25 protein-coding genes are annotated in these 26320 nt (G+C 40.1%); 10 read left to right on the top strand and 15 right to left on the bottom strand.

The annotated features are described in order from the left end of the window. Nucleotides 1–626: 626 nt before the first annotated feature. The gene (locus DRED_RS07840) at nt 627–1862 is read left to right on the top strand and encodes an IS110 family RNA-guided transposase (RefSeq protein ID WP_011876481.1); all 1236 of its coding nucleotides are present in this window, start codon (nt 627–629) and stop codon (nt 1860–1862) included. Nucleotides 1863–2062: 200 nt separating this feature from the next. Here DRED_RS07840 and glgB read toward each other — a convergent pair whose 3' ends face one another. From glgB to DRED_RS07830, 3 genes are all read right to left on the bottom strand, one after another. Beyond that, complete coding sequence (glgB, locus tag DRED_RS07835; RefSeq protein WP_011877800.1) at nt 2063–3943, bottom strand: 1,4-alpha-glucan branching protein GlgB; 1881 nt, start codon at nt 3941–3943, stop codon at nt 2063–2065. 236 nt (nt 3944–4179) lie between these two features. After that, nucleotides 4180–4356, bottom strand: coding sequence for a hypothetical protein (locus tag DRED_RS19040; RefSeq protein ID WP_198006939.1), 177 nt, complete (start codon nt 4354–4356; stop codon nt 4180–4182). Nucleotides 4357–4385: 29 nt separating this feature from the next. Next, nucleotides 4386–5882: a putative sulfate exporter family transporter gene (locus DRED_RS07830; RefSeq protein ID WP_011877799.1), complete on the bottom strand. Its 1497-nt coding sequence runs from the start codon at nt 5880–5882 to the stop codon at nt 4386–4388. Nucleotides 5883–6163: 281 nt separating this feature from the next. Between DRED_RS07830 and DRED_RS07825 the strand changes: the two genes are divergently transcribed. The 3 genes from DRED_RS07825 to DRED_RS07815 all read left to right on the top strand — a co-directional run bounded on the left by DRED_RS07825 (nt 6164) and on the right by DRED_RS07815 (nt 9667). Then, nucleotides 6164–7255: an HD-GYP domain-containing protein gene (locus DRED_RS07825; RefSeq protein ID WP_238442615.1), complete on the top strand. Its 1092-nt coding sequence runs from the start codon at nt 6164–6166 to the stop codon at nt 7253–7255. A gap of 88 nt (nt 7256–7343) precedes the next feature. Beyond that, nucleotides 7344–8003: an undecaprenyl diphosphate synthase family protein gene (locus DRED_RS07820; protein WP_011877797.1), complete on the top strand. Its 660-nt coding sequence runs from the start codon at nt 7344–7346 to the stop codon at nt 8001–8003. A 380-nt stretch (nt 8004–8383) separates the two neighbouring features. Beyond that, complete coding sequence (locus DRED_RS07815) at nt 8384–9667, top strand: IS110 family RNA-guided transposase (protein WP_011876735.1); 1284 nt, start codon at nt 8384–8386, stop codon at nt 9665–9667. 14 nt (nt 9668–9681) lie between these two features. Here the strand turns inward: DRED_RS07815 and DRED_RS18690 are convergent, their stop codons facing one another. Next, the gene (locus DRED_RS18690; RefSeq protein ID WP_156779556.1) at nt 9682–9825 is read right to left on the bottom strand and encodes a hypothetical protein; all 144 of its coding nucleotides are present in this window, start codon (nt 9823–9825) and stop codon (nt 9682–9684) included. A 233-nt stretch (nt 9826–10058) separates the two neighbouring features. Here DRED_RS18690 and DRED_RS07805 point away from each other — a divergent pair, with 233 nt between their 5' ends. Next, nucleotides 10059–11285 (top strand): DUF4365 domain-containing protein, encoded by a 1227-nt coding sequence (locus DRED_RS07805; RefSeq protein WP_011877796.1) that lies wholly within the window; start codon nt 10059–10061, stop codon nt 11283–11285. A 46-nt stretch (nt 11286–11331) separates the two neighbouring features. Here DRED_RS07805 and DRED_RS07800 read toward each other — a convergent pair whose 3' ends face one another. The 3 genes from DRED_RS07800 to DRED_RS07790 all read right to left on the bottom strand — a co-directional run bounded on the left by DRED_RS07800 (nt 11332) and on the right by DRED_RS07790 (nt 15139). Further along, nucleotides 11332–12960 (bottom strand): (Fe-S)-binding protein, encoded by a 1629-nt coding sequence (locus tag DRED_RS07800; RefSeq protein WP_011877795.1) that lies wholly within the window; start codon nt 12958–12960, stop codon nt 11332–11334. Between the two features lie 31 nt (nt 12961–12991). Next, nucleotides 12992–13900: a respiratory nitrate reductase subunit gamma gene (locus DRED_RS07795; protein WP_011877794.1), complete on the bottom strand. Its 909-nt coding sequence runs from the start codon at nt 13898–13900 to the stop codon at nt 12992–12994. 573 nt (nt 13901–14473) lie between these two features. Beyond that, on the bottom strand, nt 14474–15139 hold the full coding sequence (locus tag DRED_RS07790) for an O-methyltransferase (protein ID WP_011877793.1): 666 nt from the start codon (nt 15137–15139) through the stop codon (nt 14474–14476). A gap of 204 nt (nt 15140–15343) precedes the next feature. On the opposite strand from DRED_RS07790, the gene DRED_RS07785 reads away from it, so the two are divergent. After that, nucleotides 15344–16255 (top strand): LysR substrate-binding domain-containing protein, encoded by a 912-nt coding sequence (locus tag DRED_RS07785; protein ID WP_011877792.1) that lies wholly within the window; start codon nt 15344–15346, stop codon nt 16253–16255. Nucleotides 16256–16415: 160 nt separating this feature from the next. Here the strand turns inward: DRED_RS07785 and DRED_RS07780 are convergent, their stop codons facing one another. Then, complete coding sequence (locus DRED_RS07780; protein ID WP_011877791.1) at nt 16416–17237, bottom strand: YkgJ family cysteine cluster protein; 822 nt, start codon at nt 17235–17237, stop codon at nt 16416–16418. Between the two features lie 218 nt (nt 17238–17455). On the opposite strand from DRED_RS07780, the gene DRED_RS07775 reads away from it, so the two are divergent. Both DRED_RS07775 and DRED_RS07770 read left to right on the top strand, forming a co-directional pair. Continuing rightward, nucleotides 17456–17692 (top strand): hypothetical protein, encoded by a 237-nt coding sequence (locus DRED_RS07775; RefSeq protein ID WP_041274534.1) that lies wholly within the window; start codon nt 17456–17458, stop codon nt 17690–17692. Nucleotides 17693–17733: 41 nt separating this feature from the next. Then, nucleotides 17734–18069: a hypothetical protein gene (locus tag DRED_RS07770; RefSeq protein ID WP_011877790.1), complete on the top strand. Its 336-nt coding sequence runs from the start codon at nt 17734–17736 to the stop codon at nt 18067–18069. A 124-nt stretch (nt 18070–18193) separates the two neighbouring features. Here DRED_RS07770 and DRED_RS07765 read toward each other — a convergent pair whose 3' ends face one another. The 5 genes from DRED_RS07765 to DRED_RS07745 form a co-directional block, all read right to left on the bottom strand. Continuing rightward, complete coding sequence (locus tag DRED_RS07765; protein ID WP_011877789.1) at nt 18194–19483, bottom strand: [Fe-Fe] hydrogenase large subunit C-terminal domain-containing protein; 1290 nt, start codon at nt 19481–19483, stop codon at nt 18194–18196. Nucleotides 19484–19589: 106 nt separating this feature from the next. Beyond that, nucleotides 19590–19994 carry a hypothetical protein gene (locus tag DRED_RS07760; protein ID WP_420794772.1) on the bottom strand — a complete coding sequence of 135 codons (405 nt, stop codon included), beginning with the start codon at nt 19992–19994 and terminating at the stop codon, nt 19590–19592. Between the two features lie 64 nt (nt 19995–20058). Further along, nucleotides 20059–21195: an FUSC family protein gene (locus DRED_RS07755; protein WP_011877787.1), complete on the bottom strand. Its 1137-nt coding sequence runs from the start codon at nt 21193–21195 to the stop codon at nt 20059–20061. 24 nt (nt 21196–21219) lie between these two features. Beyond that, a complete protein-coding gene (locus tag DRED_RS07750) occupies nt 21220–22461 on the bottom strand; it encodes a BaiN/RdsA family NAD(P)/FAD-dependent oxidoreductase (protein ID WP_011877786.1) in 1242 nt (413 codons plus the stop codon). Beyond that, entirely contained in the window at nt 22454–24067 is a 1614-nt protein-coding gene (locus tag DRED_RS07745) for an NAD(P)/FAD-dependent oxidoreductase (RefSeq protein ID WP_041274874.1), read from the bottom strand. The genes DRED_RS07750 and DRED_RS07745 overlap by 8 nt, the downstream gene beginning before the upstream one ends. Nucleotides 24068–24349: 282 nt before the next feature. On the opposite strand from DRED_RS07745, the gene DRED_RS18685 reads away from it, so the two are divergent. Both DRED_RS18685 and DRED_RS07740 read left to right on the top strand, forming a co-directional pair. Beyond that, nucleotides 24350–24520: a hypothetical protein gene (locus DRED_RS18685; protein WP_156779620.1), complete on the top strand. Its 171-nt coding sequence runs from the start codon at nt 24350–24352 to the stop codon at nt 24518–24520. A 114-nt stretch (nt 24521–24634) separates the two neighbouring features. After that, entirely contained in the window at nt 24635–24901 is a 267-nt protein-coding gene (locus DRED_RS07740; protein WP_011877784.1) for a GIY-YIG nuclease family protein, read from the top strand. Here DRED_RS07740 and DRED_RS07735 read toward each other — a convergent pair. After that, nucleotides 24898–25728 (bottom strand): MBL fold metallo-hydrolase, encoded by an 831-nt coding sequence (locus tag DRED_RS07735; RefSeq protein WP_011877783.1) that lies wholly within the window; start codon nt 25726–25728, stop codon nt 24898–24900. The two genes, DRED_RS07740 and DRED_RS07735, sit on opposite strands and share 4 nt — an antisense overlap. Nucleotides 25729–25743: 15 nt before the next feature. After that, nucleotides 25744–26316: a class I SAM-dependent methyltransferase gene (locus tag DRED_RS07730; RefSeq protein WP_011877782.1), complete on the bottom strand. Its 573-nt coding sequence runs from the start codon at nt 26314–26316 to the stop codon at nt 25744–25746. Nucleotides 26317–26320: the final 4 nt, after the last annotated feature.

Raw genomic sequence — 26320 nt, 5'->3', positions numbered from 1 at the left:
TGTATGAGAACCGGTTCTCGATAACGGGTATCGAGACCAGCTAAAATGATAACCAATTCCACACTGGGTGCAATAATGGTACCAGTCAGTCGCGCGGCTATTGTTTATGTGGATAAGGTCATTGTCTAAACTGAGTCTAAGTACCCTAAATATGGTGGTGATGTTTAGAAAACATACAAGATTATCCACAGTCAATCCCTGATCAGGGAGAGTAGATACTAATAACTACAGCTCCATAATTTAAGATATTGTGATTCTTAATGCCGGCCCCCTGGAGATTTCTTTTGAGGTTTCCTGACCGGGTCGGTTTTCTATTGCCTTTTTTACACTTCCAATTATTGTCTGGCAGTTCAGACCTCCCCATGGGACAATGGGATTAACAGGTTGTTCTCGGGATATTTCTTTCCCTCCTTGCGGACCTTTTGGTACTGCTTAATAAGCCTGCTACCCATGATCCATCATCGATGATCTAACCGCTGGTTGCACCTCTTTCCATGAAGGGGGAGTAGCACCCCGAATTGTCTTCATGTTAATGATGAGTGCTGATGACGAGGCAGCTTTCGATGGTTCCCATGGGCACCCAGGTCTGAGACCAACCTGATTTTTTAGAACAGGGAGGTGATCCTATGTCACAAATGTTGGTGGGAATAGACGTTAGCTTACAGTCTCACCATGTACAATTTATGGATGGAGACGGAGGGGCATTGGCTTCTTTTTCTATTCACAACAATCGGCAGGGGGCCGACACCCTCATTCAAAAGATTGTTGATACATCTGATAGAATCAAAAGTCAATCCCTTCGAATTGGTATGGAGGCAACTTCAAATCTGGGTTGGCACCTTGCTCACTATTTGCAAGAACAGCTTCAAACCACTTGCCCCCAAAAAGATACACAGATTTACGTTCTTAATGCACGAAAAGTGGCCCGTTTCAAAAAGGGGTATGACACCCTCCCAAAGAACGACCGCATCGATGCCTGGGTAATTGCAGACCACCTTCGTTTTGGTCGACTACCTCATGCCATGAAAGACATTATTCAATACGAGGCTTTGCAGAGGCTTACAAGGACACGATTTCACCTGATGCAAAATATCACTCGGGACAAAACCTATTTTCTTAATCAGGTCTTCTTAAAGTTTAGTGGTTTACGCCAGGATAACCCATTTTCCAATCTTTTTGGCAGCACCTGTCTTGCTGTTATCCAAGAACTAGAACCGGAACAAATTGTAGCCATGTCTATGGAAGAACTGGTTGATTTCTTAAAGGATAAAGGGAAAAACCGTTTCGATAATCCGGAGGAAATTGCTCTTTATCTTCAAAAAATTGCCCGGTCTTCTTATCGACTGAACAAGGCGATGGCTGACCCTGTGAATATTTCTTTGGCCACTATGCTTAATGTAATTAAACATATGGAATCGGAAGTGAAAAAACTGGACAAAGAAATCGCCAAAATCATGAAGGGCCTTCCCCAAACTTTAACTTCCGTTAAAGGGATTGGAGATGTTTTTACCGCCGGAATCATGGCAGAAACCGGAGATATCCAACGCTTTAAAGACCATAATGCTCTGGCTAAATATGCCGGTTTAACTTGGAACCAACATCAATCAGGTGAATTTGAAGCCGAAGATACCAGCAGAACCAGGACCGGGAACAAGTATCTTCGTTATTACTTAATTCAGGCTGCTGATTCTGTACGGAAGCATGTTCCTGAGTACAAAGACTTCTACCAAAAGAAATATGATGAAGTACCAAAACACAAACATAAAAGGGCTCTCGTCTTAACCGCTAGAAAACTGGTACGGTTGGTGTTTTCGCTACTAAACACCAGGCAACTGTACACTTCACCAGAGAGGAGGGGGTAACGTCTTTACCCTAAAATCTACTCTCTTTTCCATTTACACCATTTAAAGGGAATTTTTCTTTGCTTAACTGGTGGGCTTATTTTGTATACCCTTTTTTAGGGTATAGGGTACACTTTTGTTAAATTAATTTCCAATTTTTTAGAATCATTCTCTTGACATATCACCGCTGGGCTTCTTTAAACCTACTTTTATCCACACTATTATTTTAGTTTTAAAAAAACAACTGCTAAGGGTGGTACTCTCATTGACAGAGAAAAAGGTTGATTATGCCAGGAGGTATCCTCTGCCATTGATGGATGATTTATCACTCCGGAGCCCCCAAAAGCAATCCAATCACTGTTAAATACTTCATGATATTCTCCTAGTCGGGGTACACCAATACGATATCCTTCCCGAACTACCGGCGTAAAATTGAAAATACCAATGATAAACTCTTCTGGGTTTGTACCTTTTCTCATAAAAGTAATAATGCTTTGTGTGTAATCATGGGGATCAATCCATTGAAATCCACTTTCATGGTGATCCAACATCCAAAGGGATTTTTCCGCCCTGTAAAAGTGATTTAGATTCTTCACATAATCATGCATTTTTTTATGTAAGTCGTAGTCAAGAAGCTGCCAATCCAGACTTTGGTTTTCATTCCATTCGCTAAACTGACCAAATTCTCCACCCATAAACAAGAGTTTCTTCCCTGGATGGGCCATCATATAGCCATATAATAGTCTTAGATTGGCAAATTTTTGCCAATAATCACCGGGCATTTTATCAAGCAAAGACTTTTTTCCATGTACCACCTCGTCATGGGACAATGGCAGGATATAATTTTCCGAGAATGTATACATAAAGGAAAAGGTTAACAGGTTGTGGTGCCATTTTCGATGAATCGGATCCATCTGCATGTATCGGAGAATGTCATTCATCCAGCCCATGTTCCACTTGTAGTTATAACCTAACCCACCTAAATAAGTTGGTCGGGTTACCAGGGGCCAAGCCGTGGATTCTTCGGCAATCATAAGGGTATTGGGGTAATACTTAAACACAAATTCATTTAATTTTTTCATGAAGCAAATGGCATCCAGATTTTCCTTGCCCCCGAACTGATTGGGGTCCCATTCACCTTCAGCCCGACCGTAATCCAAATACAACATATAGGCCACTGCATCCACCCGCAGACCATCAATATGATACACATCCAACCAAAATAAAGCATTGGATATTAGGAAGCTTCGGACTTCAGGTTTAGATAAATCAAAATTTACAGTACCCCACTGCCTGTTATCGGCTCGCTTGTGATTGGCCGATTCGTAGAGAGTTCCACCATCAAAATAACCCAGTCCATGCCCGTCTTTACAAAAGTGGGCCGGTACCCAATCTAAGATAACCCCAATACCCCTTTGATGGCACTGATCCACAAAATACATAAAATCAAAGGGAGTGCCATAACGACTAGTAACCGCATAATATCCGGTAAGCTGGTACCCCCAGGATGCATCCAGGGGGCATTCCATCACCGGCAAAAGTTCTATATGGGTATATCCCATATCTATAACATAATCAATTAATTGATTTGCTAATTCTTGATAATTTAAAAAAACATCCTTTTTTCTTCTCCAAGATCCTAGGTGCACTTCATAGATATTTACTGGTTGTTTATACATGGATTGCTGCTTTTTTTGTTCCTGATAAGCCTGGTCTTGCCATTGATAATCTTCTATGTTAAAAACCCGAGACGCAGTAGCTGGCCTCATTTCTGAGAAAAAAGCATAGGGATCCGCCTTTAACAACACTTCTCCCTGATGAGTATAAATTTCGTATTTATACAGAGAATTCTCTGGTAACCCCGGAATAAAAAGACTCCATATGGGACTATCCTTCACTCTCTTCATTCTGTGCAAATGACCCTGCCATTCATTGAAATCCCCAACGAGTCGAACATCGGCTGCATTGGGAGCCCATAATGTAAATCGAACACCTGCTAGTCCGTCTTGTATTGCAGAATGGGCCCCAAATATTTTATAACTTCTAACATGGGATCCTTCATGAAACAAAAATCGGTCAATTTCACCAGGAAAAGATTCCATGGTTTGTCCCACCCTCTTTAATTATTTCGTTTATAAATTTATACGATAAAAGTTATTTAATTCCTTTTTTTACCATAAATGTTAAATCGGGTTAACCCCCTCTGGTTGTCTGAAAGGTATCATTATACTGCAATTTTTTCAACAATTTACATGCATATTTGTCTTGATATTTTTGTTTTTTGTATTAATTTTTTGAATAAAAAACCCACTGCAAGCAGCGGGTTTGAAAAGAGACTTTAATGAAACGGTTTGAAAATAAAGATAAAGAGTAACAGCAAAGAAAGCCCCAGAGTTAGCGAATAGGCTATCAGTTTTTTCTCAATGGGTTGCAATTCAAACCACTCATCTTCGTAATCAATCTGTTGAGATGTTCTCATCGGTTGATTAATATCTCTGATTTTGACTTCTGCCATTCAATTACCTCCCTTTTACTCCCGGTTTTTTAGCCAACGATCGGTGGCAGGATACCGTGGTAGAAAATCCAGGAGATGAATAAACCTACCCAGAGGATGAAGCCAAATAAGCATATGGTATATACAGCTACAATGCGTCCCATCCCAGCATCCCATAGTTTGCGCACATTGGTAATTAGACCAATGGAGAAGAAACATAAAGCAAAGAACAGGGTTCTAAAACCGTTTGCATGATCTGTGCCTGTCTTGGCAGCCTTCACAATACCAGGATCGTTGAGACCCCAAATCAGCAGTAGGATAAAGGTGAGGGCAAAACCAATGACAAATTTGGGGAAGCGATCCCATATTTCACTGGCAGAAACTCTGCCCCTTTCCCCGGCAGAACTTTTACCGCCCTTCTCATTAAGTTTAAATACAGACCAGATAATTGCAAGTATAAATGCCCATACCCCAATAAAGATATCAATAAACACCTTTGTGGTGGTGGCAGCCATGAGCATCCAGCCCTCTTCATATTTAACCCCGGTTTCCTTTAAAGCTTTGGCCCGGATCATTGAGTCCGTAATGGCTCCACTGGCCACTGCGCCACCATCACTTTTTACCGCCAGACCCATCCAGGCTCCGGCAACCATCGGCTCTTCATACAAAAATGTTTGACCAAGCCATGGTAAAATTAACATTTCGACAGCAACAAACACAATAATAACTGCAGAAAGAATCACAGGAACGATGGGACGAGAACGGATAGCCCCACCGGTGGCAATGGCTGCGGAAACACCACATATGGAAATACCGGAAGCCAGAGGTGCCGCCCATTCCGGAGTAAATTTAAAATATTTACGAGAAATAAAATACACCACAGGCCAATAAATTAAATAGGCTTCGACCACAGCACATATTCCCCGAATAATAACTGTACTGGCTAGTCCAAGGGCACCAAGGGTTTTAACGCCAATGGCTGCGCCAAGGATAACAATACCTGTTTTAATAAACCACTCGGGCTTGGCTGCTTCTTCCAAGTAGTTAGCTACTTTGGGAAAGAAGTTTCCAATCACCAGACCCACAATCATAGCAATAATAAAACCCATCTCACCCAGCCCCATGGACCAGGAAATCCCCAATTTAGCTTGTTTATCAGGACTGGCAGCAATATAGGCATTTTCTCCAACTATCATACAAAGAATTGTTATAACAAATATTGTAGTAAATCCAATGGCAAACCTTTTTACACTGGCCCCCATTGCTTTTGCCCCAATTGTTGTCAGCACCAGCATAAAAAGATAGGTGAGGAAGAGCGATGCAGGACCAGACATTGTTTCCTTGTATGCCTTAGACATTGGTCCAAAGGATTTAGAAATATCTGTCCAAGTAGTTACTTTGACAACCCAACCTAGTAAATCAGCGCCAAAGATTGGGCCCAGGCCTAGAACAAAGATAAACAGACCTAGCCAGACTGCCCACCAGTCTTCGTTTTTTAACATGGGTACCTTACCACTGACAGACGCGTTTGTGTCGGTGTGAATCATACTTTCCCTCCTTACCACTTTTTCATCAGTTATAAACCGCTATTTAGCTATTATCACCGCCTTTAATTTTTATTTGTGTTAGCAAATTATATATAACTAACTTATAAATATTACTTTTGTAATTAAATGTCAATCATTAAACGCAAAATAATAAAGAAAATTTAGAATATTTTAGTTTAGTTTCTTATATTTTTATTATATTTTTATTTTCAAAAGGAATATGCCGTTTATTTACAGAATTTTTTATTTACTTACTTCAGGGGGGATGTTTTTTGCGAAGAGTGGATATTTTTTCTTTAGAGCCCGGTATGAAGCTAGGCCGTACCGTTTATAGCAGTATGGGTGAGATACTACTTAAAGTAAATACCATTCTAACTCCCCGTTATATCAAAAATTTAATGGAGCTGGGAGTCCCCTACGTCTACGTGGATAATGGTTTACTAAAGGATTATTTAATCGAGGACATTATTACAATTGAAACTCGTACTGCTGCTGTTCAACAGATTAAAAACATCCTATTAGAGACAAAAGAATCTGGAAAACTTGTCATTAAACCTTCATCTCTCTACAATACAGTGAGAGATTTTACTGATTCATTGTTTTCTAAAAACCATTCACTAATGTTCAATTTAACTGACTTACGAACTCAAGACGATTACACCTTTGCCCACTCTGTTAATGTTTGTGTATTATCACTTATGACTGGAATGACATTAGGTTATACCAGCGATCAATTAGCTGTTTTGGGAGTTGGCGCCTTATTGCACGATCTTGGCAAGGTAAAAATTCCAGATCATATTTTAAATAAACCTTCTAAATTAACAGATGCTGAGTTTGCTATTATGCAAAAACACCCTTACTATGGCCATGAACTTATTACTTCATCCAAGGAATTAGAAAGAGAACAGGCCATTATTGCCTTGCAACACCATGAAAGCCTTGATGGTTCTGGTTACCCCTCTGGTTTATCAGGGCATAAATTTCATGAGTATGCTCAAATAGTGGCAATTGCCGATAAGTTCGATGCCCTAACAGCTAATCGGATTTATCGTAAGGCATATCCTTCCCATGAGGCCTTTGAAATGTGTGCTGCCTCCGGAAATTACCTATTTAAGGATCATATCGTTAAAGGTTTTCTCTACAATATTGCGGCCTATCCCAGTGGAACCCTTGTTCAATTGAACAACAAAGAAATTGCAGTGGTATTAGAAACTCCCAGGGGCTATTCGCGCTTCCCAAAGATAAGAATACTATTTGATCACAAGCATCGTCCTATTCTGCCAACAGAGGTTTCCTTGTCAGAACATGTAGGATTATTTATTAGCAAGGTTCTGGATGGAAATGAAATCGCCCATATATTAAACAATACTTAAGATAATCCACTGGTTTATGTATAGAATAGCTAAATTCTGCTCATATTAACCTCGAACTAATATTGCCTAAATGGTTATGAGGTGTAATATGATACCAAAATTCAAACGTCTCCCAAAGCATATTGGCATTATTCCGGACGGCAATAGAAGATGGGCTCAAAACCAGGGCCTGGCAAAGGAAGCTGGTTATGACCATGGCATTACCCCTGGGTTTGATCTATATCAAATATGTTTGGAATTAGGTATACCAGAAATAACCTTTTATGGTTTTACCGTTGATAATACCAAGCGACCCCCAGTGCAAAAAAAAGCCTTTCAGAAAGCCTGTGTGGATGCAGTTAACATATTGGCTAACCGAGATGCCTCATTGCTGGTGATTGGCAATCATGAATCTGCTCAGTTTCCAAAGGAATTACTTCCCTATACCACCCGCAAAATCTTTGGCAGTAATCGGATTAAGATTAACTTTTTGGTAAATTATGGTTGGAAATGGGATTTGAATCAGGCATTTAACAACAATTCAATGGATTCTTCTTACTTTCACGAAAAAATTGCTTCCAAGGATATTTCTAGAATTGACTTAATCATACGCTGGGGTGGACGTAGAAGGTTAAGTGGTTTTCTCCCTGTCCAATCCATTTACGCAGATTTTTATGTAGTTGAAGACCTTTGGCCAAATTTTCGTTCTGAACAATTCTACGAAGCTCTTATGTGGTATCAAGATCAGGACATTACTCTGGGGGGATGAAGCTATTTATGCCTAAATAATTAAAAACTTTAATATATTCTCAATAATATTGAAAAGATTCCTAAATCATGCTAATATGAACTATAAGCATAGCGAAATATTCATATAGTGTTCAGGGAGCAATGATTCCCCATAGACTTCTTTTTTATATTTTCATTTTATAAATTTAGAATTTTCCAAACATATTAAAATGTGCTATTATATATGGACTCACTTGCTTTAATCCAAATAAATGATCGTACTTTTTTGAGGTTCTAAGGAGCATTCCTGTAAGGAAATAAAATGGTCTTTGTAAAAGAAAAGCACCTCCTGTAATATACTGGGTGTCGAGCTATCTAGGCGACCGACCCCTAATTTAATCACACAGGAGGTACTTCAAAATGAATTATAAACAAAAACAAAGAATTGAGCAACTCACTGAATCAACTTTAATTATTGGAGCCGATATTGCCAAATCTAAACACGTGGCACGTGCCCAGGATTTTAGGGGTATCGAGTTGGGGAAACGCTTGGTCTTTGACAACACTAGGGCGGGCTTAACCAAGCTGATGCATTGGATTAGAACCTTGATGGTAGAGCACGGTAAGGATCATGCTCTGGTAGGTATCGAACCCACAGGACACTACTGGTTACCAATGGCTGAGTTTTTGCGCAAAGAAGGTGTACCAGTTGTAGTTGTAAATCCGTTGCATGTTAAGAGAAGCAAGGAATTAGATGATAACTCGCCCACAAAGAACGACATCAAAGATGCAAGGGTAATTGCCCAATTAGTAAAAGATGGCCGTTACTCAGAACCCAACTTACCCACAGGTGTCTATGCGGAACTGCGGGTGGGAATGGTTCAAAGGGACCGTCTTAATCAAGACCTTAACCGAGTAAAAGGTAGAATCCACAACTGGCTTGACCGGTACTTCCCCGAGTACACAAGTGTTTTCAAAGATTGGGAAGGCAAAGCATCCTTGATGATATTAAATACTTGTCCACTCCCCCGGGAAGTCATCAAAACAGGCACAGAGGCAATTGTAACCCTGTGGAAAACTGAGATTAAACGGGCAGTTGGTATAAAAAGAGCTAACAAACTAATGCAGGTTGCTAGAGAATCCATCGGACTATCCACAGGGATAGAGTTTGCCCGTCATGAAATAAGGATGCTACTTGAACAATATGACATCCTGTGCAAACAGATGGAAATCCTGATGGAAGCAGTTCAAGAGTTACTGCAACAAATACCTGGAAGCACAGAAATGATGACCATTCCAGGAGTCGGTTTGGTTACAGTAGCCGGATTTCTTGCAGAAGTAGGCGACTTAAAAGGATATGAACATGGGCAACAAATCATAAAGTTGGCGGGCCTAAACCTAAAAGAGAACAGTTCTGGTAAACACAAGGGACAATCACGAATCAGTAAACGGGGGCGCCCCCGGCTGCGGGCCTTGTTATTTAAGACTGTGTTAGTCATGGTTGCAAAAAACCGAGAGTTTAAGGCCATCCACCAATATTTAATAACAAGGCATGGAAATCCCTTAAAGAAAAAGCAATCCATAGTTGCCCTCTGTGGAAAATTGATTCGTATTTTGTTCACCATAGGCAGTAAACAAACTCCATATGACGCGGAGCAAGTATTAGGCGTTGTACGCCAAGAGCAATTACAGGAAGCTGCTTAAAAGGCTATTAAATATTAACACTTATTCACAATGAATTGGATAGACAAACGAAGCACGGAGAAGCCGGGAACTAATATTTCCATACGGGCATGACCCAGCAAAGGAGCATACCTGGCCTCCACCCCTTGAGAGGTAGAACGAAGGAATGTAAGGGCCATATATTGGACCCCGTGAGACGTGGGAGGGTAAACCACAAGGGTACATGTGGAGATCCATTGTGCAACCATAATCTGTAAAATTAGGCGTAGCCTTTGATTGGCTACACCCCCACCAACCATATAATGTAATTTATTTAAAATTATTCCTTTGAACCTTGTTTGTATGTGCTTGAAATTGTAAGAATGAGTGAGTAAATGAAAGAAAAATTTATTTTATTGAGGGAGGTAAAAATATGTTTGATTCAGTCAATTGGCTAGATAAAACCAATAACACCTCTATATCCTTCTCTGGGATGGCATCAATATCTCAAAAACCTCATGATTTATTTTTAAACTGTTTGCCTACCACTTGGGCTGTTAAGAAAAATACAAGTAAGCATTTAGACTATGACATTGATTTTTTCGATGGACAAACTCCAAAGGGTCTTCAGTTTTCTGTACGTCTTATCGTTCCAACTGCTCTGCAGTTAGAAAATGAAAGGATCCTACTTCCATTTACTTCGGAAGAACTAAATTGGTCTATGGATGAAGCAAAGGTTCCTGTGTTTTTAATAATTGTAGATAGTAAAGATCAATCAATTTATTGGCTGTTTTTACAAGATTTTATTCAGGGAACCCTTGAGCATGAAAATCCTGAGTGGCGCAGTCAAAATGTTGTTATCCTGCATGTTCCTACAGACCAGGAATTAACCAAGACTTTAGATAAATTTACTAATACTTTATATTATGGATTAGAACTTTTATACATAAAACATTTTTATAAATTTTATTCTGTTACTAATAAACGTATCGCTCAATTCTTTAATTCTCAGGAAGAAATACAAAGGGCTTTGGAACTTGAGTCAACTCGGCAATATAGTAATCCATCACCTTCTTCAGAACAATCTTGTTGTAGCTCATCGAATGACGGCCACTGTGACACATGCAAAGGTAGCGATCCCTTCGACGATCTTGTCTTTCAATCAACCAAAAAAATACAATCCCGTTTAGAATATGCACAAAGAATGAGAGTTTTAGATCCAAAGGAAAATCGCATTGCTTATTATTGTATTAATCAAGCCTTGGCTGTATATGGTTCCACTGCAACTGTTGGAATCCGATATACAGCCCTTGGTGAAATGGCCTTCTATGATTATTTGTTACATTTTTTAAAAACCTATGATGCTATAATCCCTAAAACAACAATTTTTTTTATAAACTCTGAAGAGCATCATCGTTATTTTAAAGCTATGGAGGAATTATCTCAAATCATCATTTCTGCTCTGGATCAAGGTGAATTAATTGCTTCTAGTATGTTATTAATTCGACTGGCTGATGCTTACCTCTTTGCCACGCCCTATATTATGAAATACTTAGGACAGGACATGGCCGCTCCGCTGATGGATTATGCACAAACATTATTGATGTTGTCCCATGAAATGGCCAGTCTAGTTGAATCTCCAACCAGACTATTACAATAAAAAAACAACCCAGTCATTAAAGGCTGGATTGTTCAATATACTAGATTTATTTTTTAACGTGTTTGGCAATCCATTCTTCTTCGTCTAAAAACTCTAAGAACGGTCTGTCAAATTTAACCATGGCATTTACTATCAGTTCAACCAAACCACCGTAATGAACGTTAAATTTAGCAGTGGCATGGTAATACTCAAGAATGTCACGGATAGCCCCCTTACAGTTTGAGCAAGGTGCACATACGTATTTCGGTGTATCGTCTTCCATTACCCCTTGGAAGGCATCCAGAATCTGTTTGAATTTCATTCTGCTAGATACTTTATTTCTAAACTCAGGGAAGTTAAAGGAATTCATAATAGCAAAACCACTTCCACCACCACAGCAGAAGTTTTTAGCACCGTGGGGATACATTTCCCTGAATTGGGGACAAACTTCTTTAATAATGTCGCGTTGTGGCTGAATAACACCCATCATCCGAGCTACGTTACAGGGATCGTGCATTGTAACCGGGAAATCGTTACGGGCTGGGTCAAGTTTGTAAACACCTTTCTTAACTAAATCCCGCAGTAAGGGCAGGAAGCTCTCCCGGGGAATGTTATCTGCACCTACCATGGCTCGGTCAATGGCTACCATGGCTGCCTTGTGGGCGTGACCGCACTCACCGATAACGATTCTTCGAACACCAAGGTCTTTACCGGCTTTAACTTGAGCCAGACCAATTTTTCTAGCTTGGGCATCATCGTAAAATAGACCATAGTTAACATTATCATAACCGATCATGTCACTGCTCAGGGTCCAGTCCAAACCAGCTTCTTCAAAGAGAATAACAAAAGCAGCAGGGTTCTCAGGCCAAGCCATATACTCACCGGCGTTGTGAGTTAAGAGAATATCAGCACCTTTTTTGTCTACTGGGATTTTATACTGCTTGCCGGTTCTTTCGTAAAGATCCTCTTCCAGAAATTCTATCATATCAAGGAAGGCTTCCTTGGTGATACCGGTACTGGAACCAGTTTTCAACTGTAACATAGAACCCTTTTCGTGTAGTGGCTTGGGCGCAATACCCAGTTCCATACTAAAGACCTTTCTAATTTCCCTTGCCAGCAAGCCGTTATCAAGGCCCAAGGGACAGGTCTGAGCACAACGACGGCAAAGGTTACAGCGATAGGCCAGTTCGCCCAGTCGAAGAACGGTTTCTGCATTGATATCAATATCGCCACCGTTAAACTTACTCCAGAAGCCACTGCCGTTGAAATGTTTTTTAGCAATTTTACGAAAAACTTCGGAACGGAAAATAGGTCTGTAAATTTCTTGCTCACCACTGGCTTTAAACACATGGCACGCTTCGGAACAGGTATTACATTTTGCACAGTACTCAAAGGAAAGCAGGAAAGGTTGCAAATAGTTTCTGTTGGTTTCATCGGAGAATAACTTTTCCAACCCTCTTAAGAAACCTTGTACAAAGTCCTCTTCTTCTTCTTTGGTTTTAGGTCTAACCAGTGCTTCATTACCAACAAAACCATCCAGAGTTGTGCAGTAACTTTCTTTCCAACTATCTTTAATCGCTTTAAAGTCCGGCTCCATGCCGGGTTTGTCGTAGGGTGCCGGTAGGGGCATCAAATTTTCTACTTTAGTTAACTGCTCAGAGGGTTTTCCCATATCCTGAGGTCTAATATCACCCATTACTAATACCTCCTATCTTCGTTCTTTCAACTTACTTCTTGTCCTGCTGTGCTGCAGGGTTGATATGAGGTGCGGACCAGGAGGCTTTGGGTTTGTAACTAATGGCCTCTCTTACAACGTTTTCCATCTTAGAATTTCTGATGTTGGGATCGTTGTCCCACAGAACTTTATGGAAAGCAAAGTATTTGCCCACGTAGTGACTCATTTTAGTTTGGGGGATGTAGATCATTACAGCACCCAATAACAGGATGTGGATGGTTAAAGCAGTATCAGCCTGAATAGGCGCAAATGTAAACATTGCTTTAAGAATTTCACGACCATAATTAAAACCAGGGTCACCGCTCCAAACTACTAAACCAGAAGCCACAACAGCAAACAGGAAAAATAAGTTAAAATATTCCTGAGGTGTTGTGTATTTAGCAAAGGTGTTGTTTAAAACTCTTTTTAAAAACAAGCTTAGGGACCCGAATGCCAGTAATATAGCACCGGCAGCACCGGCTGCAAAGGTAACATAATATACCAAGGAAGCAAAAGCATTGGTGCTTACTCCCTCAGCAGTGGTTAAAGGAACGCCAGCTAATTCCATAATAGCACCCACTGCCAATAGAACAGCCCATAATCCTAATAGATAAATGCCCAAATGTAGTGCATAGGACAGCCACCACTGACGTTTCTGGTTAACAAACAAATTTTTAATAAACAACATTTCTTTTAACATGTCTATGAGTTCGCCTGCATGGGAAACTTCTCTTGGTTTGTTCCAGTATTCTAGATCTTCGTAGTAGGAACCACCATAATGACCTTTTTCACCGGGTTCTTTAGGAACCGGGTACAGTTCCCAGCGACCATGCATGGGCATTTTGGCATACTGGTAAGCCTTGTACAGAGAGAGACCGATGAATGCTAGAATGGAAAAATAAGCAAATACCGTCAGCAACAAGTGAACATACCTCCTTGATATAAAATTATTTTTCAGTATCTTTCTCACCGTTGAACAGGTCTTTACCGCAAAACATTAGGCCTTTTGTAAGGGGGGAAAGACACAAAACCTTATTAATTAACTAAAAACTTCAAGGCTAAATGAAAATTCACTAACCACATGACCTCATGGCACAGTCCTTTGATTGCTAAAAAAACAAGTGTAACTATATTACTGCTCTCATATTGATCAAGGATATTACTTTCTTCGACAAATTGTCCAAAGTAATTATATGACAATCCTTACGAACTGTGCAATATAAAAAAGCCAGACTTATTAGCATTTAATGGTAAAATTAAGTTAAAAATCTTTATTTTTAAAGGCTTTAGAGAATTATAACACGAATTTGTCCAAATTTTCTATACGAACTTTATCTATTTACTTATTTAATCATTAAATATTTTCATTTTAGAGAATGGGTAAAAAAAAGTATTTTTAAAAATAGCATACCGTATTTTGGCACAAAGGTAATTATATGTAGAATCGGCATATTCGTCAACAAGACATACATCACCCTCAAAAAAGGTTTGTACTTTATTTCTTTAATTCTTTATACTTTTTTGTACTAATAGCCACTCCGTCTCCCACTGGTAAAACAACGGTTTCTAGAAGATTATGTTCCATTACTAGTTTCAAATAAGCCTTAAGGCGGGAAACCGCGGTTTTATTGCGTCTTTTATCAATTTCTCCAGATATAACCATTCCTCGCATAAACACATCTTCCGCTACCAATAACCCCCCTGGTTCCAATAATTCTATACACTTATCCAAAAACTCTATATACTTTCCCTTGGCTGCATCTAAAAAAATAAAATCGTATGTACCATTTTGTGTGTAAAGCAATTCCCTGGCGTCTCCAAAAACCAGTTCTATTTGCTGCTCCACCCCAGCCTTTTTAAAAAATTTACGAGCAGCATCTGCCCTGGGTTCATTGATCTCCATGGTCGTAATTCTACCGCCCCGTGGCAAGACAGCCTTTGCTAACCAAAGTGTTGAATAGCCTATGGCAGTCCCAATTTCTAATACTTTTTGACTCCCTTTTGTAAAGGCCAGCCAATATAAAAGATGTCCAATTTCCGGTTCAACAATGGGGATAATTTTATCTTTCGCTTCCTTTTCCATTTCATAAAATATGCTTTCCCTCTTCGGTAATAACGCTCGGATATAACCTTGGGCTTCTTCATGAACAAGAAAATCCACAATGACCTCCTAAATACCTTTTTATACAACATTACTATTATATCTAAAAAAGAAGTGATATTCGACATCATGGTCTATTATTTGTTGCACAGGAATATGCTCACATAAACTTTTTTCTTTTGTCAGCAATTTGGCAGACAAAAGTTGTTTTAGAGTTTAAAATAAGGAATATTAATCGTAATAGGCAGAATAGTAGGTGATACCATGAACCTTTCTCATTTCAAGGTTTTTAAAATCCTTGCGCAAACTGAGAACATTACTAAGGCTAGCAAATTACTAGAATTGTCTCAACCAACCATTAACCATAATATTTATTTACTCGAGCAACATTATGGTGCTAAACTGTTTGATCGATCCAATAAAAAACTTAAACTAACTCGTTTTGGTGAAGTATTGGTGAAGTATGTTAATCAAATACTGAACCTCGTTGAGCAATCCGAGCAACACATTCATGAATTGGTGGGAGAACTTCGTGGAAGCCTGAATTTGGGGGCCAGTCATACCATTGCAGAAAATGTTTTGCCAAAAATTATGGGTATGTTTAATCATGATTATCCAGAGGTTACCATTCATCTTGAAGTAACCAATACCCGTCACATTGTTGACCACATTTTAGATAATAAGTTGGATTTAGGACTTATTGAAGGACCTGTGACCCATGATAATATCATTTCAAAGCCCTTTATGGAGGATGAACTTCTCGTTGTTTTACCCTATAACCACCCCTTAGCAATTAAAAAGAATCTTACCATTAAAGAAGTTGCCAACCTTCCCTTTGTTTTGAGAGAAGAAGGTTCCGGTACCCGAGTTGTTATGGAATCTACTCTAAAAGGTGCAGGCTTGGACCCTTCTGATCTAAATACTGTTATGGAGTTGGGTAATACACAGGCAGTTATCGGCGCCGTAGAAGCTGGTCTAGGAGCTACGATCTTATCGGGATTAGCAGTCAGTAAAGAAATACAGTTAAAAACCGTAAAGACCTGCCGAATTTCCAATGTAAATATCGTTCGCAACTTTTCAATTATTATCAACAAGGAAAAGCCATCTTCTTCGATTATTCAAACCTTTCTAGGCTTTATTAATTCGGAAGAAATAAAAAAGATCTTTAAGGTATAATTATTGTTTTATCAAAGGGCGTACCATTTAGGGTATGCCCTTTGAGTGTTAACTAAGTTGCAAAGGGATTTCCTTATCTCTAAGGCGTAAAGATAAGGAAAAATCTCAAATACAAAGGTTTTTAAGGCTTTAATATTGAGGGTACACCCTTTCATTACGACTACCCTGAAACCAGCACCTGTTTCATACGTTCCATTATGCTGCCGGCAAAGGTCTCTCCTGCCTTAACCCTTTGGGCTAGGGGACCATGGCCAAAACCAGCAGCCATATCTGTTAAAATAACCTTTAAGGCCTTCATTCTACGGCGATAAAATTCTTCATGATCTACTTTTTCCTCTGAAATGCCTAATTTATGTCTAAGCATATCCGGACCGTACAGTAAGGGCAACAGCATCCGGGCAATATTCTCGTTCATCCACTCTTTACTGTTTAGATCATTGGTGACGTAATGAATTACCTCTAAATAGAGGTCGGATAACTCATAAAATTTACTGCATTGGGCATCCGCAAGCCATTCCTCAACCGTCCAGCTTTTTTCCGATTTATGCCCTAAACAAAAACCCATTCTTTCTACAAAAAACATTCGTTCTACTTTACTTCCGTCCTGTTCAAAGCGAACAGCTCGGCCAATGGGAAAAGTTCTACAGTTTCGAGAGCGAACAGGGTATATTTCGCATCTGCCATCTTCCAACATAAAAATACAAGGCCCGTCTTCCGCATGTTTTAGCCTAACATAGGACCATTTTAATTGATTGCTGAAATCTACTTTGCAATATTCGGTTAAGAAATGTTGCCCGGACATTCCCAGATATCTGGCCATAATTTCAATATCCCAGGGGTCCAGGAGAATGGTGATGGAATTGCAGCATCTTCCCATACACTGACTTTTACATTCAAAGGTAAAATAATTATTCATCTGAATTTCAGGCAATGTATCCTTATCTAACTGTTCCATCAATTCCTTTTTATAATTGTAGGACATAAGAAAGCTCCCTTCCTATGGTTTAGTAGTTTATTCGACAACAAAAGCTCTAAACCCTTGTGATTTTTTTAATTTGCTTGTTGTCTTTTATTATCAGAATCTTATCAATATTTTTTCTAGTTATATTTTTATAGAGAGGATGAAAACAATGGAAATATATGATATATTGACTCCACGAAAGTGATATAAATCACAATCAAAAAAAGGAGGTTGATATTATGATAAGAACCTGGATAATACCCGTGGGGAAAATACTTGCTTTTCCTGCCTGGATACTCATAGCTATAGCTTGCACAATCATGGCTTTGATCAGCTGTACAATACTTTTTATGGTTAGACTGCCGAAAAATTTTTTATCTCTTCTCAGTTCCCAAACACCAACCTTTGCTGTACAAAGAAAACTTTCACCCAGGACAACGAAAGATATTGAGGAGCCTCCATCAAGAGCCGCTTAGCTACAGGAACAAATTTGTCCTAGGGGTGATTAAAGTTTTCTTTGCAAATTTATAATACTCTGCAGGGACTGGGGCTTGTGCATAGAATAACTATCCTAGAAGTAAATAATAATAAGCATTGGAAGGTGTGGCAAATGGAAGAAAACAAAGAGTTTGAACTTAATCTGTCGGAAGAAACCATGAAAATGCTAGAAGAGTACGCCACAATGAAAGGTACTACACCAGAAGATGTTGCCGAGTACATCATCTTTGAGTTTTTGCGGAATCAAATCCATGTCATTGAAAAACGTTCGGAAGAAGTCGGCGTGCCGGTTAATGAACTGGTAAACATGCAGTTTAGCAAAATTTTAAGTTACTTAAAACAACAGCAAATGTAAGCTAAAGTGCAGTTAAACAAATCGGTTTAACTGCACTTTATTTTCAAATAGAAAGTATGACCTTTCCAATATAACTAAGTCCGCCACCAGTGCCTAAAAGGGCTTGGCATAACCAGCTTTTAAACTATTCCGGTTGTTGGTTAAAACTTCTACTAAAAATCTTAGCTTTTTCTTCATCAAACAAATCTTCAATATCATCAAAACCAAGACTTTTAAGCAGAGTCAAAACATATTTGTTGTCAGCCGGTGTGAGGCTTAACGCTTCTTCTCCATAATCATTAACCAGGTCAGTACCCTGGGCAGGGTCTATTAAGACATGGGGACCTCCCACACAGCCACCCACACAGCCCATACCTTCATAAAAATTAGCAGATATTTTTCCCTCTAAGGCATCCTGTAACATTTTACGGCATTCCTTTACACCATGGGCTTGAACGGCTTTAATCTGGATAGGCTTATCTGGTCTTATTCTCTTTAACGTATCTGCCACTGCCTTACTGACCCCGCCGGTACGGGCATATATCCTTCCGCCAGTGGAGGAGTGTTCCTTTTCATCTTCCTCCATCTCTGCTGGATTGATACCCACAGCTTCAAAAATCTGCCTTAGTTCTTTAAATGTGATGACAACATCAACAGCATCTCTTACATCAGGCTCCTTTGCCTCTGCTTTTTTCGCGATGCAGGGACCTATGAAGACCACCTTGGCATCCGGGTGAAGCTTCTTGACACCTCGACCGCAAGCTACCATCGGTGATACCGAAGGGGTTATATGGGGGGCCAATTGTTTATATACCTTTTTCACCATTGATACCCACATGGGACAACACATGCTGGTAAGTACAAAATCTCCCTCTTTACGCACATGGGCATCAAATTCCAAAGCTTCTCTAAAGGTTAATATATCCGCAAACAGAGCCACCTCTACCATCCCGTAGAAACCCAACCTTTTTAGAGCCGCCCTCATTTTCCCCGGTGTAACTTCTGAGCCAAACTGACCAATAAAGGCTGGGGCTATGATGGCGTATACCGGAACTTTACGGTCCTTTAATACCTCCACTAGGGGGATAAACTCTTTTTTATCTATCAAACAGTCATGCTGGCAAACATTTACACACTCACCACAATCATTGCAATCTCCGCTTCTAATAACCACCTTTCCCTCTTCATCCCGTTCAATGGCACCCATTAAACAGGAAACCTGACATCCTGGATCATTGCACCCACAATCCAGATCACAATCCCTTATCTTAAAAATAACCTTGTCAGAGTCCCCTCCACCTGTGGCGTAGTTTATGTACTCCTGAATATGCTTGTCTCCTTGCTTTTCTAATTTTTTAATTTTTTGTTCCAGTTTCCCGTCAAAGGCAGATTTAACAAGATCTTTAAAAATATCATCATATGTTAATTTAGTCACGGCAACCTCCAAATCACAGTTTTTCCTATTTTGCCACAAAATAAAAAAGACTATGACTAAATTGCCATAGTCTAAGAAACTTCTGCCTCATTTTCGGAACCAAAATTTATTTTTTGCGTTTTTTCCTGTTTTGATGAACCTTGCCCGCTCTGGTTTCCTTACCCGGGGAGCCTATATGAACTACCTCACCTTTCTTTGCCTCCACCAGCATCGAACCACTTTTAAACAACAGATACAGTACACCCAACCAAGATACAATGGGCAAAATGGCTAACATACTCACAAACCAGGTGGTTTGCTTCCTAATTCCTACGGCATAACCAAACCATAGGGAAAGAACTGCCAGGGACAACCTCCAGCCCAGTACAACATACTGAAGCTGCTGTTCCGTTAACCGAATTTCCCCTTGCCAGGAAAAAATGCCATAAATAGCAGTAAAGGTTACGAATAAAAGGGTAAAAATTAATCTTTTCTTTCGAATCTCTTCAGCCAACGTAGCCAAATTTCTCACCCCTGGGTTGTATTCATTATTTTCCCATTATAGCACAGAGTTGCCAACCCCACTAAAAATCTTTTTAAAGTCCTGAGTCCAGTCTTTTTCTGATCTCTCTGGATGCGATATCCTGATTTTCGTGAATAATGTTTAGATATTCTTTTACTGTCCTGTTAGCATACTTCAAATTATTTGCCACCACAGCCAAAAAGAGCAGTGCATGCATATAATAGGCTCCGGTTAGTTTTTCATGCCACAGATCCACATAATCGCTCATTTCTTGCCAGAATTTATCATCTACGGGATAATGTTGGGCAGGCACCCCTTTAAACATAGACATTCTTAATTGATTATTTAAACGGCGAAAATCATCTATGCCATGTTGAAGCATTGCCAATATGGCCTCAAATTCCGGCGTAATGATAGGCTGACCCATTTGTTCCCGCCAGGCAATGCGCTCACGGGTATTCTCAAAAATGTCTTTGCTTTTGTGATAGAGGTTGGTATTAAAATCTATATACTGTTCAATTAATTGATCCTGCCAGGGGAAGGGTGTTCTCTTCTGCCCTAATTGTTCCCGCCAAAGTTCAAGATACAAGCGACATTCCTTTAGTAAACTTTTTACCTCCAAACGTTTTTTCTCATATTCTTCATAGGGTATTAACTTAGGAACTGTAAAATCATTGGCCAATGAACCAAAGAAGTCCACAGTGACATCATTTAATTCTTGTAAACGCGTCAGCAAACGGTCTCGGTAACGGGGTGGCGCTATCAAGCCATTTACAGCAATCCCCACACCCAAACCTAAAAATATGACGATGCTTCTATAAAGGGCTTCCGTCAAAAATGCTTCTTCCGGTGAACTTAATATAATAACCATGGGCAACAGTGCCATGGCAACTTCACCATACCCCAATCTTAAAGCAGACCAAATAACCAGCGGTGTAGCAACTCCCATGGCCAAAGGCCCGGGGGCCCAGAGATAGCCTACACCTAAACCTATCACCATACCAACAACATGAACAATAATTTGTTCAATGGCATTTCGAAGAGAACGACTTAAAGTAGGCTGGACATTAATAATGGCTGATATAACTGCCACCACGGCATTTAATTGATATTTGTGAGCTATATAGAAGGATAACATCACTGCAATGGCGGTCTTAATCATCCTTGCCCCAAAGGGCATTTTTAATTTTAGGGCCTTTAATCTTGGCATATTATACTCCCTTTAGTCAGTACCTTAGGACAACGCTGCACTTTTCCCTGCTATGTAGCCAGAGGACCAAGCCCATTGTAAGTTATACCCACCGCAGTCGCCGTCTATATCCATAATCTCTCCGGCAAAATATAACCCCGGAACAATTTTAGATTCCATCGTTTTGGGGTTTATATCCCGGACATCAACTCCTCCAGCTGTTACCTGGGCGGCGGACCACGTATTGGTCCCGGTAACTTCAAAGCGCCAGTCCTGTAGTATCTGTAGAATTCTTTCTCGCTCAGCAGTCGTAACCTGTGCTACTTTCTTATTAATATCTTTAATGCCTGCCTGCTTTAACAAAACCGGAACCAATTGTTTGTTAATAAAACCCACAAAACTAAAAACCAGGGTTTTAGAGGGGTTATCCCGAAAACGTTTCTGAATATATTGTGACAACTCCTCCCTAGACAGATGTGTGATCATAGAAATCTTAAGCCAGACCTTTTTATTTTTATGTAACCATTGGGAGGCTGTACGACTAAGATCAAAAATAGGCGGACCCGAAATACCATACTCTGTGAAAAGGATTTCTCCTGCGGTTTTTGCCAAGGTCTTTGTATTAACAACAATCTCGGCTTCCCCATCAAATTTTATGCCTTTTATCTGTTTTAAAAATGGCTCTGCCAACTTAAGTTGTACCAGAGCAGGGAAGGGCTCTATTAAGTTGTGTCCTAATCTTTCCGCTAGCTGATAACCACTACCTGTAGAACCAAGGCTGGGAGCAGCTTTACCACCCGTTGCTAAAATCACCTTATGGGCAAAGAACTTACTACTATTCTTCGCCAGTATTTCAAAACCACCATCAACTTTTTTTATTTCCTTAACTTCTGACTCAACAAAGGTTTCTACACCTAACTGCTCTACTTCATATCTTAATACATCCAAAACACTGGAAGCCTGATTGGAAAAGGGAAAAACCTTGCCCCTTTCCTCCACTTTATGGGATATACCTAGTTGCTCAAAAAAATCAATGGTCTGGTAGTTATCAAAGCGGTTTAATGCAGTCATAGCAAACTTAGGTAAAGCCCCGTGAAAATAACGAATATCTATATTGATATTCGTTAGGTTGCATCGCCCGTTGCCTGTGGCAAGAATTTTTTTACCAACTCGTTGATTTTTCTCCAGAAGGGTAACACTGGCTCCGCTTCGACTGGCCATGATGGCCGCCATTAACCCGGCGGCCCCCCCACCCACAATGATGATTTTTGTACCCTTATTAGACATAGGTTCCATCTCCTAGGGGTTTATATTTTGCAATAATTGCTTCAGCAACCCGAATCCCGTCCACCGCAGCGGAAACAATTCCCCCGGCATAGCCTGCACCCTCACCTGCGGGGTAAAGTCCAATTATGTTAGACTGCCTCTGCTCGTTACGTTCAATCCGAACGGGAGAGGAACTTCTTGTCTCAACACCAGTAAGTACAGCATCGGATATAGCAAAACCCTTTAGCTTTTTATCAAAATCAAGAATCGCTTCCCTTAATGTTTCCACCACATAAGGAGGAAGACAATGCTTAAGCTCTGCTAAAGTAATACCTTTGCGGTAGGAGGGTTCAACGTGCCCTATTTTTTCTGAAGGCCTATCCAAAAGAAAATCCCCCACCAATTGAGCAGGAGCATGGTAATTTGCTCCGGCCAACTCAAAGGCCTTCCTTTCCCATTGCCTTTGAAACTCCACACCTGCCAAGGGATGTTCACTGCCATAATCCGCAGGGGTTACACCCACCAGCAAAGCACTATTAGCATTGTTGGCATTTCGGGCATGCTCACTCATACCATTGGTAACAACGCCACCTTCCTCAGAAGCAGCTGCCACAACCAAACCACCTGGGCACATGCAAAAGGTGTAGGCCGATCTTCCACTGGGAGAGTGATAAGATAATTTATATTCTGCTGGGCCAAGCTTAGAATGGTGAGCAAACTGCTTATATTGGGCCTGGTTAATCAACTCCTGAGGATGCTCAATTCTAACACCTATGGAGAAGGCCTTCGGTGTAATCCTTATTCCCTTATCATATAACATTTTAAAAGTATCCCGAGCACTGTGGCCAACGGCCAGAAGAACCACTTCAGTATCGATGAATGCTTCACCATTAAACTCTACTCCAGTTACCACGCCCTGCTCTACTTTAATATCTGTTACTTTGGTATTAAAGCAAACATCTCCTCCTAGACTAATAATACGTTGCCGAATGTTTTTAACAACTTCCCGTAAGACATCTGTGCCCACGTGGGGTTTATGGGCATATAATATCTCAGCAGGTGCTCCAGCAGCTACCATTTCCTCCAACACTTTACGGCAACGCAGATCCCGAATCAAGGTAGTTAACTTGCCGTCCGAAAAAGTCCCTGCTCCGCCTTCTCCAAATTGGACATTACATTCTGTGTCCAGTTTTCCGGTTTTCCAAAAGGTTCTTACTGCCTCAGTTCTTGTGTCAACGTCCGAGCCTCGTTCCAATAATAAAGGCCGATAACCCATAACTGCTAAAATTAGGCCGGCAAATAAACCAGCAGGACCTGTTCCTATAATCACAGGCCTATTTTTTAATGGAATATCTCCGGGTTTGGTATATTCATAGTTTAGGTCTGGCGAGGAAGAAACATCTTTGTCCCTAGCAAACCTTTTGAGAATTTTATCTTCATTGTTAATCACTGCATCTATCGTATAAACAAAAAAGACATTGTCTTTTTTTCTGGCATCAACAGAACATTTAAAAATGCTATACTCAACCAGTTCCTTTTCTTTAATTTTGAGTTTCGTCAGCAGTTCCCTTTTGATAGCTGCTTCGTCTTGATCTAAGGTTATCTTAATTCCTGAAACTCTTATCATAAATTTGCTTCCTTCCTCCGGCTGGTATCTTACCATAATTTTACACAAAAAAAGCATTTCCAATTCCTCTAACCACTATTTTCTGGACTTGCAGCCTTGTTCCTTCATTTTTATCCTTTTTCCAGAATAATTGTTTATATACAACCCCTCTATATATTTTAAACTAAATCTCTTCCTTAAGTACGTTATAAATTTTAAAGTATTATACAACAGAGTTGTTTTATAAATAGTTATGAAATATAATTCATATATAGTTAATTATTGAACAAGGAGGAAGTACACGTGGAAAAACTTTGTCAAAAGATCAATGAAGTTGTAAAAATCGAACCCAAAATGGATTATGAAACCGGAGAAAAACAGGTGGGTTGGTTATTTTTCACTTGCTACAATTTCTATCGTAAATGCAAAGGAGCTTGCCCTAGACAGGAACACTTAATTAAAGATGTTGAATAAACAAACGGGCTGTGGCTTTCGGAGGCTACAGCCCGTTTACTATGTTTTGGCTATCCTTTCCCATCTACCATCGCTATAATATAAGGTATTGAAAAATGTAACAAGGGGTTAAAAATGGCTAATTGTTATGTGGTTTACATATTAAAATGTTCTGATAGCACTCTCTACACCGGGATCACCAACGATCTTAAAAGGAGATTACAACAACATTTACTTGGCAAGGCCAGCAAATATACCCGTTGCCGCTTACCCGTACAGTTGGTTTATATAGAAGGAGAATATACTAAGGGGCAAGCCTTAACCAGAGAATTAGCAATTAAAAAATTAAACCGGCAGCAAAAGATGGATCTCATTGCAAATGCAGAACTAATTCCTTTCTAAATACAAATGCTATTCCCCACATTGTTTAAGACAAACCCATGTCCAAAGGTTTCTTTCAGTTTTACCTGGGCCTGAAAACCAGTACAATGGGAAACCGCCAGTTTTTCCACCTTCATTGCCCTTAACTCTTCAATGGTCCGGTGCAGCCTTTCCTCATTGGCTTCCACCAGATGCGTACCGCCCACCACAGCATAAATATCCTCTTCCCCTGTTAGTTGCCTGGCATATTTTAAAATATTAATAATTCCCGAGTGACTGCAGCCAACAATTACAACTACCCCTTTAGCAGTTTTTATAAACAATGCCTGATCGTCCAATAGTGGGTCTACCTCGTATTTCCCGTCCTTTTTTATAACAAAACGATCATTTATTTCTTCAAAATCAGTTGTCCTTGGAATCTGACCGGATAGTATAATATCACTGCCCAAATGAATTGGAGTTGACTGCAGATGAAATTCAGCCCCTAGCATTTCCAATTCCTTTTTGCTAAAGGGTATTCCAACCGATTTGTGTTCTCCCTCTCGGTTGGTGGAGTATTTATCATCAAAAACCCCAGGGTGTGCATAGATTGGTTTTGGACCACTTAGGGCGAGGGCCCTTTTGAGTCCCCCGGTATGGTCATAATGTCCATGACTTAGTGCCATGGCATTGATTTTGGTCAAATCCAATTGCATGGCCCGGACATTGGATTCAATGGCCAGACCTTGCCCTGTATCAAAGAGTAACTGATAGTTGCCGATTTTCACCAACAGCGACAAACCATGTTCTGCCAACAGGTATCTTTTTTTTACATCATTCTCTGCAATTACAGTAATTTTCAGTTGCATGGCAATCCCCCCTACTTATCGAATAGCAGTAGTAATATAGACCGCCTCACTGATATCTGTGACCACCATACCTTTAAACCCATTTTCCTGCAGTAGCAAACTTAAGTCCTCAGCCTTAAGTCGGTGATCCAGCGGAGGTCCTATTTGCGTAAAGGTATCGTTCCATTCCACAATCCCTATTCTGCCGCCAGGTTGTAAGACCCTTCGGCATTCCTGCAGCATCTTCCGCAAATTCGGTATTTCATGGGCCACCATAACCATTGTAATGTAGTGGACACTTTCGGTCGGCAAAGTAATATAATCTGGAGCACTGAGAACCCAGGCAATCTGGGGCAGGTTCTGACTTCGACTCCGGGTTAGGGCTTCTACCAGCATCTCTTCCTGAATGTCCAAGCCAAATACAAAGCCCTCCGATCCGACGGCTTTGGCCGCAGGAATGGTGAGATATCCAATACCACATCCCAAATCCAATAGTTTTTTCCCTTTTACAAGGTTCATAATTGATAAAATTTTCTCCGTTGGAATGAACTCCCTTCTACGGGGATCAGCTAATTTTGCCATTTTCTTGGCATCAAATACATGGGCCACTTCT

It is taken from the genome of Desulforamulus reducens MI-1 (genome assembly GCF_000016165.1).
GTDB lineage: Bacteria > Bacillota > Desulfotomaculia > Desulfotomaculales > Desulfotomaculaceae > Desulfotomaculum > Desulfotomaculum reducens.
This window is presented reverse-complemented; position numbering and strand designations above follow the sequence as displayed.

Coding starts and splice junctions, on each gene's coding strand:
- DRED_RS07840 (WP_011876481.1), top strand. CDS start 627: ATGTCACAAATGTTGGTGGGAATAGACGTTAGCTTACAGTCTCACCAT.
- glgB (WP_011877800.1), bottom strand. CDS start 3,943: ATGGAATCTTTTCCTGGTGAAATTGACCGATTTTTGTTTCATGAAGGA.
- DRED_RS19040 (WP_198006939.1), bottom strand. CDS start 4,356: ATGGCAGAAGTCAAAATCAGAGATATTAATCAACCGATGAGAACATCT.
- DRED_RS07830 (WP_011877799.1), bottom strand. CDS start 5,882: ATGATTCACACCGACACAAACGCGTCTGTCAGTGGTAAGGTACCCATG.
- DRED_RS07820 (WP_011877797.1), top strand. CDS start 7,344: ATGATACCAAAATTCAAACGTCTCCCAAAGCATATTGGCATTATTCCG.
- DRED_RS07815 (WP_011876735.1), top strand. CDS start 8,384: ATGAATTATAAACAAAAACAAAGAATTGAGCAACTCACTGAATCAACT.
- DRED_RS18690 (WP_156779556.1), bottom strand. CDS start 9,825: ATGGCCCTTACATTCCTTCGTTCTACCTCTCAAGGGGTGGAGGCCAGG.
- DRED_RS07805 (WP_011877796.1), top strand. CDS start 10,059: ATGTTTGATTCAGTCAATTGGCTAGATAAAACCAATAACACCTCTATA.
- DRED_RS07800 (WP_011877795.1), bottom strand. CDS start 12,960: ATGGGTGATATTAGACCTCAGGATATGGGAAAACCCTCTGAGCAGTTA.
- DRED_RS07785 (WP_011877792.1), top strand. CDS start 15,344: ATGAACCTTTCTCATTTCAAGGTTTTTAAAATCCTTGCGCAAACTGAG.
- DRED_RS07780 (WP_011877791.1), bottom strand. CDS start 17,237: ATGTCCTACAATTATAAAAAGGAATTGATGGAACAGTTAGATAAGGAT.
- DRED_RS07775 (WP_041274534.1), top strand. CDS start 17,456: ATGATAAGAACCTGGATAATACCCGTGGGGAAAATACTTGCTTTTCCT.
- DRED_RS07755 (WP_011877787.1), bottom strand. CDS start 21,195: ATGCCAAGATTAAAGGCCCTAAAATTAAAAATGCCCTTTGGGGCAAGG.
- DRED_RS07750 (WP_011877786.1), bottom strand. CDS start 22,461: ATGTCTAATAAGGGTACAAAAATCATCATTGTGGGTGGGGGGGCCGCC.
- DRED_RS07745 (WP_041274874.1), bottom strand. CDS start 24,067: ATGATAAGAGTTTCAGGAATTAAGATAACCTTAGATCAAGACGAAGCA.
- DRED_RS07740 (WP_011877784.1), top strand. CDS start 24,635: ATGGCTAATTGTTATGTGGTTTACATATTAAAATGTTCTGATAGCACT.
- DRED_RS07735 (WP_011877783.1), bottom strand. CDS start 25,728: ATGCAACTGAAAATTACTGTAATTGCAGAGAATGATGTAAAAAAAAGA.